The sequence below is a fragment of the Polaribacter pectinis genome, assembly GCF_014352875.1.
Classification (GTDB): domain Bacteria; phylum Bacteroidota; class Bacteroidia; order Flavobacteriales; family Flavobacteriaceae; genus Polaribacter; species Polaribacter pectinis.
In genome coordinates, this window is record NZ_CP060695.1 from 1,582,688 (window position 1) to 1,595,246 (window position 12,559).

The 12,559-nt window shown below is 28.7% G+C and carries 13 protein-coding genes; 5 read left to right on the top strand and 8 right to left on the bottom strand.

What is annotated here, in order from left to right:
- The 3 genes from H9W90_RS07170 to H9W90_RS07180 are packed head-to-tail and all read right to left on the bottom strand — an operon-like array spanning position 1 to position 3,747.
- The gene (locus H9W90_RS07170; RefSeq protein WP_187483755.1) at positions 1-1,392 is read right to left on the bottom strand and encodes a bifunctional UDP-3-O-[3-hydroxymyristoyl] N-acetylglucosamine deacetylase/3-hydroxyacyl-ACP dehydratase; all 1,392 of its coding nucleotides are present in this window, start codon (positions 1,390-1,392) and stop codon (positions 1-3) included.
- Positions 1,393-2,427 (bottom strand): UDP-3-O-(3-hydroxymyristoyl)glucosamine N-acyltransferase, encoded by a 1,035-nt coding sequence (gene lpxD, locus H9W90_RS07175; protein ID WP_187483756.1) that lies wholly within the window; start codon positions 2,425-2,427, stop codon positions 1,393-1,395.
- Positions 2,428-2,472: 45 nt separating this feature from the next.
- The gene (locus H9W90_RS07180) at positions 2,473-3,747 is read right to left on the bottom strand and encodes an HD domain-containing protein (protein WP_187483757.1); all 1,275 of its coding nucleotides are present in this window, start codon (positions 3,745-3,747) and stop codon (positions 2,473-2,475) included.
- 146 nt (positions 3,748-3,893) lie between these two features.
- Here H9W90_RS07180 and porX point away from each other — a divergent pair, with 146 nt between their 5' ends.
- The 4 genes from porX (at position 3,894) to H9W90_RS07200 (ending at position 7,576) form a co-directional block, all read left to right on the top strand.
- Positions 3,894-5,438, top strand: a complete 1,545-nt coding sequence (porX, locus tag H9W90_RS07185) for a T9SS response regulator signal transducer PorX (protein WP_187483758.1) — start codon at positions 3,894-3,896, stop codon at positions 5,436-5,438.
- Positions 5,439-5,547: 109 nt separating this feature from the next.
- On the top strand, positions 5,548-5,955 hold the full coding sequence (gene tsaE, locus H9W90_RS07190) for a tRNA (adenosine(37)-N6)-threonylcarbamoyltransferase complex ATPase subunit type 1 TsaE (RefSeq protein ID WP_187483759.1): 408 nt from the start codon (positions 5,548-5,550) through the stop codon (positions 5,953-5,955).
- Between the two features lie 7 nt (positions 5,956-5,962).
- Complete coding sequence (locus H9W90_RS07195; RefSeq protein WP_187483760.1) at positions 5,963-7,159, top strand: alanine dehydrogenase; 1,197 nt, start codon at positions 5,963-5,965, stop codon at positions 7,157-7,159.
- A gap of 48 nt (positions 7,160-7,207) precedes the next feature.
- The gene (locus H9W90_RS07200; RefSeq protein WP_187483761.1) at positions 7,208-7,576 is read left to right on the top strand and encodes a DUF4258 domain-containing protein; all 369 of its coding nucleotides are present in this window, start codon (positions 7,208-7,210) and stop codon (positions 7,574-7,576) included.
- Here the strand turns inward: H9W90_RS07200 and H9W90_RS07205 are convergent.
- Together H9W90_RS07205 and H9W90_RS07210 are read right to left on the bottom strand one after the other, a co-directional pair.
- Entirely contained in the window at positions 7,573-8,166 is a 594-nt protein-coding gene (locus tag H9W90_RS07205) for a YdeI/OmpD-associated family protein (RefSeq protein ID WP_187483762.1), read from the bottom strand. The two genes, H9W90_RS07200 and H9W90_RS07205, sit on opposite strands and share 4 nt — an antisense overlap.
- Complete coding sequence (locus H9W90_RS07210) at positions 8,166-8,837, bottom strand: TrmH family RNA methyltransferase (RefSeq protein WP_187483763.1); 672 nt, start codon at positions 8,835-8,837, stop codon at positions 8,166-8,168. The genes H9W90_RS07205 and H9W90_RS07210 overlap by 1 nt, the downstream gene beginning before the upstream one ends.
- A gap of 60 nt (positions 8,838-8,897) precedes the next feature.
- On the opposite strand from H9W90_RS07210, the gene H9W90_RS07215 reads away from it, so the two are divergent.
- Positions 8,898-9,587: an SIR2 family NAD-dependent protein deacylase gene (locus H9W90_RS07215; protein ID WP_187483764.1), complete on the top strand. Its 690-nt coding sequence runs from the start codon at positions 8,898-8,900 to the stop codon at positions 9,585-9,587.
- On the opposite strand, the gene manA is transcribed toward H9W90_RS07215, so the two are convergent.
- The 3 genes from manA to H9W90_RS07230 are packed head-to-tail and all read right to left on the bottom strand — an operon-like array spanning position 9,584 to position 12,449.
- Complete coding sequence (gene manA / locus H9W90_RS07220; RefSeq protein ID WP_187483765.1) at positions 9,584-10,807, bottom strand: mannose-6-phosphate isomerase, class I; 1,224 nt, start codon at positions 10,805-10,807, stop codon at positions 9,584-9,586. The two genes, H9W90_RS07215 and manA, sit on opposite strands and share 4 nt — an antisense overlap.
- A 7-nt stretch (positions 10,808-10,814) precedes the next feature.
- Entirely contained in the window at positions 10,815-11,231 is a 417-nt protein-coding gene (locus H9W90_RS07225) for a hypothetical protein (protein ID WP_187483766.1), read from the bottom strand.
- A 9-nt stretch (positions 11,232-11,240) separates the two neighbouring features.
- On the bottom strand, positions 11,241-12,449 hold the full coding sequence (locus H9W90_RS07230; RefSeq protein WP_187483767.1) for a response regulator: 1,209 nt from the start codon (positions 12,447-12,449) through the stop codon (positions 11,241-11,243).
- Between the last annotated feature and the right edge of the window lie 110 nt (positions 12,450-12,559).

Consider the following 12,559-nt stretch of genomic DNA (forward strand, 5'->3'; position numbering starts at 1 on the left):
CTATTTTTTTCTTGCAATTTGTGCCATTAATTCTGCTTCTGCAACTAATTTTCCGTTTGCGTAAGCGTATGCTTGCATATGACATATTCCTCTTCTTATTGGAGTTATCAATTCACATTTAAAAATTAAAGTATCTCCTGGTAACACTTTCTGCTTAAACTTAACATTGTCCATTTTCATGAAAAAAGTTAAATAATTTTCTGGGTCTGGAACTGTACTTAACACCAATATTCCACCACATTGCGCCATAGCTTCTACTTGTAAAACTCCTGGCATTACAGGTGCTCCTGGAAAATGACCTACAAAGAAATTTTCGTTCATTGTTACATTTTTCAATCCAACAACATGTTTGTCTGAAAGTTCTAAAATTCTATCAACCAACAAAAAAGGTGGCCTATGAGGCAAAATATCCATAATTTGATGAATATCCATTAAAGGAGTTGCATGCAAATCATATTTAGGAACATTATTTCTTTTTTCTAGCTTTATAATTTTAGATAATTTTTTAGCAAATTGTGTATTTATTAAATGCCCTGGTTTGTTTGCTATAACTTTTCCTTTAATTCTTATTCCTGTTAAGGCTAAGTCTCCAATAACATCTAATAGTTTATGTCTTGCAGCTTCATTTGCCCAATGCAATTCTAGATTATCTAAAATTCCGTTAGATTTCACTGTTATATTATCTTTATTAAAGGCTTTCTTTAACTTTTCCATTGTATTTTCAGATAACTCTTTATCTACATACACAATAGCATTATTTAAATCTCCTCCTTTAATTAAATCGTTTTCTAAAAGCATTTCAATTTCATGTAAAAAACTGAAAGTTCTTGCATCTGCTATTTCTTCTTTAAAATCAGATATTTTATCTAAAGTGGCATTTTGAGTTCCTAAAATTTTAGTTCCAAAATCTACCATTGTTGTAACTTGGTAAGAGTCTGATGGCATTAAAATAATTTCACTGCCTGTTACTTCATCTTTATAGGAAATTATTTCCTTTACAACATACTCTTCTATTTCTGCTTCTTGTTCTTTTATTCCTGCTTTTTCTAATGCTTCAACAAAATATTTAGAAGAACCGTCCATAATTGGTGGTTCTGAAGAATCAATTTCTATTAATAGATTATCTATATCTAAACCTACTGCTGCTGCCAAAACATGCTCTGAAGTTTGAATTTGCACTCCATTTTTCTCAAGATTTGTTCCTCTTTGAGTGTTTACAACATATTCTGCCTTGGCTTCAATTGTAGGAGCCCCTTCTAAATCTACTCTACTAAAAGCAAAACCATGATTTTCTGGTGCAGGTTTTAATGTCATAGTTACTGTTTTACCTGTGTGTAAACCTACACCAGATAAACTAACTTCTTTTTGTATTGTTTTTTGCTTTTTACTCATTTATAATTCTTTTTGAGTATTCAACTCTTTTTCTAAATTATTTATTTTTGAAACTATTTTTGGTAAATTTCTAAAGTAAACTGAACTTCTATTATAGTCTAAAACTTTAAAAGCAGGTGTACCACTTACTATTTCGTTTTCTTTTATGTTTTTTGAGATACCAGATTGTGCCAAAATCTTAACATTATTACCAATTGTTAGATGACCAGCAAAACCTACTTGCCCACCAATCATACAGTTTTTACCAATTTTAGTAGACCCTGCAATTCCTGTTTGCGCAGCAATAACGGTGTTTTCGCCAATTTCTACATTATGCGCAATTTGTATTTGATTGTCTAATTTAACACCTTTTCTTATAATAGTAGACCCCATTGTGGCTCTATCTATTGTAGATGCAGAACCTATATCTACATTATCTTCAATAATAACATTTCCTATCTGCGGAATTGCTTTATATTCTCCTTTTTCATTAGGTGCAAAACCAAAACCATCTGCACCGATTACAGTACCAGAATGGATTTTGCAGTTTTTCCCAATTATTGTTTCTGAATAAATCTTAACACCAGAAAAAATAATACTATCATCTCCAATTACCGAATTATCACCAATATAAGAATTAGGATAAACTTTTACATTTTCTCCAATTTTTACATTTTCTCCAATATATGCAAACGCTCCAATATATTCATTTTCTCCAATTTTTGCAGTATCTGAAATAAAATGAGGTGCTTCTCTTCCTTGTTTATTGTTCTTAACTTCGTTGTAAACTTCTAATAACTTAGAAAAAGATTTGTATGCATTTTCTACCTTAATAAGTGTAGTGCTAATTTCTTTCTCTAGCTTAAAACTCTTATTAACAATAGCTACAGAAGCATTTGTAGTATATAAAAATGAATTGTATTTTGGATTGGATAAAAAAGTTAATGAACCTTTTTCTCCTTCTTCAATTTTAGAAAGTTTAGAAACTTCTTCTTCTGGGTTTCCTACAACATCTCCTTCTAAAATGTCTGCTATTTGTTGTGCTGTAAATTTCATTAATCGCAAAAATATAAAAATTATAGGGATTTGGCTAATATCATCTTACTTTGGGTAACAAATAAAATGTTTTATAACAGGATTGGTTAGTGCCTGTAGATTTAATTGATCTGATGCTTTAGAAATATCTTTTAACTTTCCTTTTTTATTTAAAATATAAATAGGTGCTTTTAAATTATATGCCTGATTTTTTATTTCTTGATGAAAAACAAAATAATCTACTTCTGTTTCTTTAATGTTTAACTTTTTAATTGCCTTTTCTCTTTTTTTCTGAATATAACTTTCTGTAAAGTTTTCTTGTTGAATTTCTATACGCAATAAGTTTCTATCCACAATCATTTTAGATAAAAGTGATAATACTTCATCTTTATGATACACCCATTCCTTAATTGCAGACAAAACATCATAATCATCTAATTTAGAAAACATTTCTAAAGTTTTCTCTGTAAAATTCTGTTTATTAATTTGATTGTATAAAAAATAATGCAAAGCAGAACTTGCATAAAGCTCAACTCCTTTTTCTGCTAACTCTTTTGCTCTTCTTAAAACATTAACCAAAATGTTTTCTGCAACTAAACCAGTTTTATGTAAATACACTTGCCAATACATTAATCTTCTGGCAATTAAAAACTTTTCTACAGAGTAAATTCCTTTTTGCTCAATAACTAACTCATCATCTTTAACATTCATCATAGCAATTAATCTGTCTGATGAAATATTACCTTCTGTTACTCCTGTATAAAAACTATCTCTTTTTAAATAGTCTAACCTATCAATATCTAACTGACTAGAAATTAGCTGATATAAAAATTTTCGTGAATTTTTTCCTTCAAAAATTTCGATTGCTAACGTTAATTCTCCATTAAATTCTTCATTTAATTTCTTCATAAACTTTAAAGAAATTTCTTCATGAGAAATACCACTAACTATACTATTTTCTAATGCATGTGAAAATGCACCATGTCCAATATCGTGTAACAAAATTGCAATACACAAAGCGTTTTCTTCTTCTTTAGATATAGCTACTTGTTTAAAACGCAATACACCTATAGCTTTTTGCATTAAATGCATACAACCAATAGCATGATGAAAACGAGTATGATTTGCCCCAGGATACACCAAGTTAGAAAATCCCATTTGTGTTATTCTTCTTAAACGCTGAAAATAAGGATGTTCTATAATATCAAAAATTAACGAATTTGGTATCTGTATAAATCCATAAATAGGATCGTTTAATATTTTAAGTTTGTTGGGTGTTTTTTTATTCAAAAGGTTAAATTTTTTCAATCTATAACTGCAAAGTACAATATTTCTAGACATGAAATCGTAAAATTAAAATAGAAATTTATGCCTTAAAATAATAATTAATGAATTTGTTATAAAATTGGCAATATTTTATCATTTTAAAATCATTAAAAAAATAACAAAACCCTAATTTTAACGTTAAGAAATAAAACAAAATAAATATGAGTATACAAATTCTATGGGTTGATGATGAAATTGAATTATTAAAACCACATATTTTATTTTTAGAACGTAAAGATTACAAAGTTACAACTTGTACAAATGGTGCAGATGCCATTAATTTAGTTGATGAAACAAATTTTGATATTGTTTTTTTAGATGAAAACATGCCAGGTTTAACTGGTTTAGAAACACTTTCTGAAATTAAACAAAAACAAGCCAACTTGCCCGTGGTTATGATTACCAAGAGTGAAGAGGAATATATTATGGAGGAAGCAATTGGTTCGAAAATTGCAGATTATTTAATTAAGCCAGTAAATCCGAATCAGATTTTGTTGAGTTTAAAGAAAAATTTAGACCACTCTCGTTTGGTTTCCGAAAAAACAACTTCTAATTACCAACAAGAATTTAGAAAAATTTCTATGGATTTAGGTATGGTAAATTCTTATGAAGATTGGATTGAATTGTATAAAAAACTAATTCATTGGGAATTGGAGCTTGAAAACATAAGCGATCCTGGAATGTTGGGTATTCTTGAAAGTCAGAAACAAGAAGCAAATTCGCAATTTTTTAAATTCATCAAGAAAAATTATGAAGATTTTTTAACTGCTCATGACAAACCTACATTTTCGCATACTTTATTTAAAGATTATGTCGTTCCAGAATTAAAAAAAGACCAAGGTGTTTTATGGGTTGTGATTGATAATTTACGTTACGACCAATACAGAATATTAGAGCCGTTAATTAACAATCATTATAAAAAGGACGAAGAATACACGTATTTTTCTATTCTGCCAACTGCAACTCAATATGCTAGAAATGCCATTTTTTCTGGATTAATGCCTTCAGAAATGGAAAAAAGACATCCTAATTATTGGAAAAATGACACCGATGAAGGTGGAATGAATTTGTTTGAAAACGAGTTTTTAACGGCTCAAATAAAACGTTTGGGCTTAGATATTAAACATGAATATTATAAAATTTCTTCTTTAAAAGACGGAAAAGAATTAGCCGATAATTACAACGGAACAAAACAAAACGATTTAACTGCAGTCGTTTATAATTTTGTAGATATTCTTTCTCATTCTAAAACAGAAATGGAGGTTATTAAAGAATTGGCTGGAGATGACAAAGCATATAGAAGTTTAACCTTAAGTTGGTTTAAAAATTCGCCACTTTTTGAAATCATTCAAAAAGCACAAAGTTTAGGTCAAAAATTAATTATTACAACCGACCACGGAACCATTAATTGTAAACATCCAACAAAAGTAATTGGCGATAAAAATATCAGTTCTAATTTACGTTACAAAACAGGTAGAAGTCTATCTTACGAAGAGAAGGATGTATATGCAGTAAGAAACCCGAAAGATATTTTCTTACCAACTGTAGCTATGAACAGTCCGTTTATTTTCGCAAAAGAAGATTTATTTTTTGCATACCCAAATAACTTTAATCACTTTGTAAAGTATTTTAAAAATACATATCAACATGGTGGTGTTTCTTTGGAAGAAGTTATCATTCCCTGTGCTGTTTATAGTCCTAAATAGTTTTTAATATTTTAGTGTTTTCCATAATAGAAATCGAAAAACAATAAAAATCTAATAAAATTAAACCTTACTAGTATTAAAAACTTGTGAGGTTTGTTATTTTTGTATTATGAATAAAAACTATTCTTTAGAAAATTTACAGGAAGTTGCAAAAGAAATTATTGCATCTGTAAAAAATAAAACATTATTGTTTTACGGACAAATGGGTGTTGGTAAAACAACGCTTATTAAAGAAATCTGCAGAGAATTAGGTGTTTTAGACAATATCTCCTCACCTACTTTTTCTTTGGTAAATGAATACCAAACTTCAGAAAATAACAAAGTTTTTCATTTCGATTTTTATAGAATTGAAGATGAAAATGAAGCATTAGATATGGGAATTGAAGATTATCTATACAATAATGATTGGTGTTTAATTGAATGGCCAGAAAATGTCGAAAATTTATTACCTTTAGAATCTGTTGCAATTCATTTATCTACATTAGAAAACGGACAACGTAACATTCAACTTAAATAACCAAAATATGAGTTCATTTTCTCCATTTAGTAAAGAAGAGCTAATTCCTCAGGAAGAGATGTTAGAGATTAAAAAGCAAAAAGGAGAATTGTTTATTGGGTTACCAAAAGAAACACAATTAAGTGAAAAAAGAGTTTGTTTAACGCCAGATGCCGTTGGCGCTTTAACTGCTAATGGTCATAGAATTGTTATTGAAACTGGTGCTGGTGATGGCGCAAACTTTACCGATAAAGAATATTCTGAAGCTGGTGCAAAAATATCTTACAATGTAGAAGAAGCTTTTAAGTGCAATATTGTCTTAAAAGTGGCTCCTCCTACTGAAAATGAAATCGAGTTTATAAACCCGAATGCCATTTTAATTTCTTCTTTGCAACTAAAAACACAGTCAAAAAAATATTTCGAATGTTTATCTAAGAAAAAAATTACTGCAATTGCTTTCGATTATATTAAAGATGAACATGATTCTTACCCAATTGTAAAATCGTTAAGTGAAATTGCAGGAACTGCATCCATTTTAATTGCTGGCGAATTAATGAGTGGTGTTAATAAAGGAAATGGGTTATTATTTGGAAATATTGGTGGTGTTCCACCAACAAGTGTTGTTATTTTTGGAGCAGGAACTGTGGGAGAATATGCTGCAAGAACAGCTATTGGCTTGGGTGCAAGAGTTAAGGTTTTTGACAATTCAATTAGTAAATTAAGAAAGTTACAAGATTGTTTACACGCACCTATTTACACTTCTACTATTCAGCCCAAATCGGTTTTAAAAGCATTAATGCGTTGTGACGTTGCCATTGGAGCGATTAGAGGAAAAAATAGATCTCCAATTTGTGCCACAGAAGAAATGATTGAAAAAATGAAAGAAGGCGCTGTTGTTGTTGATGTTAGTATTGATAGAGGTGGTTGCTTTGAATCTTCAAATGTTACTACACATAAAACGCCAACTTTTGTAAAACACGGTGTAATTCACTATTGTGTGCCAAATATTCCTGCGCGTTATGCAAGAACAGCTTCTGTATCTATTAGTAATATTTTTACTCCATATTTACTAAACATCGCCGAAGAAGGCGGCTTCGAAAACACGGCTCGATTTGATAAAAGTCTACGAAACGGAATGTATTTTTATCATGGAATTCTTACAAATAAAACGGTTGCAGATTGGTTCGATTTGCCATTTAGAGATATTAATTTGTTGATTTTATAAGTGGTTATTTATCATTAAAAAACTAACTTTGCAGTTCAAAATTCCACAATGCTCGTAAAAAGAATTTTTTATTATTTAATAGGTTTAGCTCTAGGTTCCATAGGTGTTTATTTTTTCTGGCAAAAGAAAAATGCTACTTTCGATTATGGAATGGATGCAAGAACATTAAAAACTATTAGAATTAAACATCGTATTTTTTCTGATGTTGCAAAATATTCTATGCAAAAAAATGAAATAGATACTGCAAAAATTTCTACTATTTTGCGTTTAGGAGATGTAGATTTTGGTAAAGGAAAACCAAGACAAAAACCTTGTGGTGAATATTATGTTACAGGAAGAGACAGCTTAAAAAACGTGCATTTATACATTAAACGTTGTGATTCTACATCAACTATAGAAAAAGTAATTGTAGATTAACAATTCTTATATTTATCATGTAATCCTGTTCCTTTTAAAATCATTGGAATAATTTTCTGTAATCTTCTTAAACGTGTTTCTTCTCTTTTAGCTTCAGAAATATAATTAGCGTATTCTCTTTTACAACTATTAGAAAATGTTTCGAATTTTTCTTTGAAATTATTATTAGAATCTAATTCTTGTTGTAATTCAGCTGGAATTACCAACTCTTTTTTAGCTCTGTCTGGCTTTATTTCTTTGCCTAACTTTACGTTTTCAATTGCTTCTAAAACGTATTCTTTTATTAAATCTTTATCAATTTCTTCTAATGAAGAAAAACGCCATTGCAACATTGCTTTTGTTTTTCCTTCTTGTGCGTTTATAAATACTTTCTTCTTGTCTTTTAATAATGCTCCTTGAAAAAACCACAAACCACAATAACTTCTAAAAGCAGCCAAACCAACAATGTTTTTACCTTGATAAACATAGGTTGGAGCTCCCCATTTTATAGTTTCCTCCACTGGTAAATCAGTAAAAACAGCACGTAAAGTTTCTAATTCTTTTCGCCATTTTTCTTTTTTACTGATATATTCTTCAATTTTCGGGTTCATTATCTTAAATTTTGGAGATATCTTTCTTCAATTTTATCGACATTTTTAATGGTCTTTTTTACCCAATCAAAATACAAAATTTCTTTTTCTTTTTCCGAAAGTTGCCAATTCACATCAGAATTTCGAAGTTTTGTGGTTACATCTTGTAAAATAATTGCTGCTGCTACAGAAATATTTAAGCTTTCTGTAAAACCAACCATAGGTATTTTTAAAAAACCATCTGCTTGTTCTTTTACATAATTAGAAACTCCTTCTTTTTCTACTCCAAATACAAAAGCTGATTTTTTAGAAACATCAAAATCTTGTAACATGCAAGAATCATTATGAGGAGTTGTTGCTATAATTTGATAACCTTCAGATTTTAATTTATTTAAACAATCTTTAGTATTATCTCCATCTTCTCTATAATTAAACTGACTTAACCATTTTTGAGAACCTTTTGCAACATGTCTTGATACTTTATTTGTGTATTTATTCTCTATTGCATGTACATCTTGCACTCCAAAAATATCGCAAGTTCTAACTACTGCACTTGCATTATGTGCCTGATAAATATCTTCTAAAACAACCGTAAAATGTCTTGTTCTATCCTCTAAAATTCTTTTGAAGAGCGATTTTCTTTTATCTGTTAAAAAACCTTCGAAATAGGTTAATAATTTTTCATCAATCATAAAAACAAACTTAAAACTATTATTTTTACTCTGAATACATTTTACTAAACATTTTAATTGATGGAAAAAATAGTTGTTTTAACTGGTGCAGGAATTTCTGCAGAAAGTGGCATTAATACTTTTAGAGATGCTGATGGTTTGTGGGAAGGGCATGATGTTATGGAAGTTGCAACTCCAGAAGGTTTTGCCAAAAATCCTGAATTGGTTTTGGATTTCTATAATCAAAGAAGAAGACAATTATTAGAAGTTTTTCCCAATAAGGCACATTTTAATTTACAGAGATTAGAAAAGGAATTTCATGTTGAAATCATAACTCAAAATGTAGATGATTTACACGAAAGAGCTGGAAGCAAAAATGTTACGCATTTGCATGGGGAATTACTAAAAGTAAGAAGTTCTAAAAATGAAAATGCTATTTTAGAATGGAAAAAAGATTTGGTTTTAGGAGATTTATGTAAAAATAAAAGTCAATTAAGACCACATATAGTTTGGTTCGGAGAAATGGTGCCAATGTTAGATAAAGCTATAGAAATTACTCAAACTGCTGATATTTTGGTAATTATTGGCACTTCTATGCAAGTGTATCCTGCAGCAAGTTTAGTGAACTATGTAAAACCCAATACTCCTATTTATTTTATTGATCCTAAACCTTCAGTTTCTAAAAATGATTTTAACAATTTAAAAATTATTAAAAATGTTGCTAGTTCTGGAACAGATGAATTATTAAAGATTTTAAATAAAAATTTCTAATTCCCAACTTTAGCCTTATAAATAGTTGCTTTTTTTAATGATGTAATTTTATAAGTACAATTAGCCTTTAGAAACACAGATTTTCCTTTCATTAGTTTTAAAGAGTTTTTTCCTGCTTTAATTTCTACTTCACCATCAAGTAATAGTAAAATTTGAGGTGTTTTTGATACAGAGTTATAGAATTTAGAAATAGGGATCTTAATTTCACTTAACTCAAAATCTGGCGCTGATGTAGAAAAAATTCTTTCTAATTTATCATTTTGTAAATCTCCTTTTAAAATATTAGGAATAGTTTCTGTAAAAGAAATATGTTTAATTAATTCAGCAACATCAATATGTTTCTTTGTTAGTCCGCCTCTTAAAACATTGTCTGAATTTGCCATTAACTCTATATTCTGCCCTTCTAAATAAGCATGAGGAATTCCTGCATCTTGAAAAATGGCTTCTCCTCTATTCAATTGAACAAGATTAAAAAAGTAAATTGAATAGATTCCTTTGTCTAAAATATTTACATCAACTGAGGTTGCAACCGCTTTTGCAGCCCAATAATCTGGAGAGTTTTTTTGTAATTTTCCGTTTAAATATAAAGGCATAATTCTGTTAATTAAAGGACGTAATAAATGATTACTCTCTTCAACAGAAAATTGCATTACAGTTTTGTACAAACCTAAATAACCTTCATTTTTAAAAATAGATGCCAAAGATGCAAACTCTTTAATTTCGTTTAGTCTGCATACTAATTTCTTTTTAGCTAAAAAACCGTGCAATAACCAAAACTCACTTAAAGCGACCATAACCTCTGGTTTATGATTATCGTCTTTATAATTTCTATGAATTGCATTTAAAGGAATTCCTAAATCATTTTCATATTTAAAACCTTTTTCTGCTTCTATTTTTGTTGGATGAACTTGTATAGACAACATTTCTTTTACGTCTAAAACTTTGAATAAAAAAGGTAGTTTCCCAAATTTATTCAATGTTTCTTCTCCTAAACTTTCTTGTGAATTTATTTTTAAATAATTATCTAAAGGGATATTTCCATTTGCTGTAGCAATATAAGATGGCGCACTTCTGTGCGCTCCCAACCAATATTCTGCACATTTTTGTTGATTATTTTCTTTCTCTAATAATTGAGAAATATAACTTTTACCACCCCAAGCGTAGTTTTGAATTTCTCCTGTTAATGGAAGTAATTTTGATGAAAGTTTTATTGAATTCATTTTTTTTCTAATTATGATTGATAATTTGTTCTAATGAGAACACATTATTGAGAATACTTCTTTCGTAAATCTTTTTAAAAAGGTTATTTGAAGTTGGTATTTTAAATTTTGATTCTAATTTTAAAAACTCATTATACTTTTTAAATTCAAAATATATAATTGAGTTTAAATCTTGTTTACTAGTTAAATATCTTACACCTGCTTTTACTGATGCCAAAAGTCCTTTTTTCTTTCTAATATCAAGAATAGAGATATTCTTTTGCGTTTTATTCTTAATATTTATTAGTGTTTCCAGCGTTTTATCTTTACTTGCATTATTGATAAAACAATATGTAATAGCTGAATTTTGTGAAAGTTTCTGAAATTGATTTTCTCCAATATCTTTCTCGTTATCGGAAAATAATAATATAACACCTGTTTTCATCTCTAAGTTTTAAGATGATTTAGATAAAACCAATTCAGTATTTAAATTAAATGTAGTTTCTTTATTAATTGATGTTTTATTACTTCTATAGTGCCAAGCAATTTGTCCCAATTGTCCAACAATCTTTACAGAATCTTTCATTGATAATTTAGATCCATCAGCGTGAATCCATCTTTTTAAAGGTTGTTCACATAACATTTGTTTTGCTTTTTTTAATCCGAAATGCAATGTTATTCTTCGGAAAATTTCTACATCAAAAATCCATTGTGTAACAAACTTTTTAGCAAAAGAAATTTTAATTACATCCTTATGAAATATTTTTGCTCCACATTGTGTGTCTTTAAAATCCATTTTTAAAATCTTTCTGATAATAAAGTTAATCGTTAAACTAATAACTTTTCTTGCAGATTCCTTAGTAATATCTGCACCCATTCTACTAATTCTTGATCCACTTACAATCTTATAATCAGAATTTTCTATAGTTGATACTAAATCATCAAAATCTGTTAAATCGGTAGATAAATCTGCATCTAAAAAACCTATATAATCTAAATCTTCTTTTTTAGACATAAACAACATTCCTTGTCTTACAGCTTCTGCTTTTCCTCCGTTTTTCTCACAGTCGTAAACTGTAATAAAATCTTCTCTACCTTTTCTTAAATCATTTAAAACGTCCAAGGTTTTATCTTTACTTCCATCGTTTACAAAACATAAATGATAGCCTGAATTTTTCTCAATAAAATCAGTAAATTCTTTACTTAACAATCTTCTTTCTTCATTATAACAAGGAATTACTACACCAACACATCTCTGCTGAATCATAACGTTGTTATATTTTTTAGCTTCTGTATTAGTAATAGTAACCCCTATTAAGCGCTTAACTCTAGCACAAACTTCCGTTAAACTTAATGGTTTTTTCATATAATCATTTACACCTAAATCAAAACTTTTTGTAATCATTTCATCATCTGTATTACCAGATAAAATCATAATTGGTGTTTGTTCTTTTTGATGAACTCTAATATGATTTACAACTTCAATTCCAGAAACTTCTGGCATGTTTAAATCTACAATTACCAAATCTGGTTGAAAAGAATTATAGGTTTCTATTCCTTTTAATGCTGATATTTCTGTGATAACTTCATAACCTAATTCTTCTAATCTATTTTTTAAAGGAATTAAAACTAATTTCTGATCGTCAATAGCTAATATTTTCATTTTTAATGTTTTTTATTGTTTAATTACAGTTCAAAAGTAGTTTTGTTTTAATTCTTAAATTTCCAATTACAACTAAAAGGGAGTTTTGTTTAGACGAATGGAAGTTTACT

Coding starts and splice junctions, on each gene's coding strand:
- H9W90_RS07170 (WP_187483755.1), bottom strand. CDS start 1,392: ATGAGTAAAAAGCAAAAAACAATACAAAAAGAAGTTAGTTTATCTGGT.
- lpxD (WP_187483756.1), bottom strand. CDS start 2,427: ATGAAATTTACAGCACAACAAATAGCAGACATTTTAGAAGGAGATGTT.
- H9W90_RS07180 (WP_187483757.1), bottom strand. CDS start 3,747: ATGTCTAGAAATATTGTACTTTGCAGTTATAGATTGAAAAAATTTAAC.
- porX (WP_187483758.1), top strand. CDS start 3,894: ATGAGTATACAAATTCTATGGGTTGATGATGAAATTGAATTATTAAAA.
- tsaE (WP_187483759.1), top strand. CDS start 5,548: ATGAATAAAAACTATTCTTTAGAAAATTTACAGGAAGTTGCAAAAGAA.
- H9W90_RS07195 (WP_187483760.1), top strand. CDS start 5,963: ATGAGTTCATTTTCTCCATTTAGTAAAGAAGAGCTAATTCCTCAGGAA.
- H9W90_RS07200 (WP_187483761.1), top strand. CDS start 7,208: ATGCTCGTAAAAAGAATTTTTTATTATTTAATAGGTTTAGCTCTAGGT.
- H9W90_RS07205 (WP_187483762.1), bottom strand. CDS start 8,166: ATGAACCCGAAAATTGAAGAATATATCAGTAAAAAAGAAAAATGGCGA.
- H9W90_RS07210 (WP_187483763.1), bottom strand. CDS start 8,837: ATGATTGATGAAAAATTATTAACCTATTTCGAAGGTTTTTTAACAGAT.
- H9W90_RS07215 (WP_187483764.1), top strand. CDS start 8,898: ATGGAAAAAATAGTTGTTTTAACTGGTGCAGGAATTTCTGCAGAAAGT.
- manA (WP_187483765.1), bottom strand. CDS start 10,807: ATGAATTCAATAAAACTTTCATCAAAATTACTTCCATTAACAGGAGAA.
- H9W90_RS07225 (WP_187483766.1), bottom strand. CDS start 11,231: ATGAAAACAGGTGTTATATTATTATTTTCCGATAACGAGAAAGATATT.
- H9W90_RS07230 (WP_187483767.1), bottom strand. CDS start 12,449: ATGAAAATATTAGCTATTGACGATCAGAAATTAGTTTTAATTCCTTTA.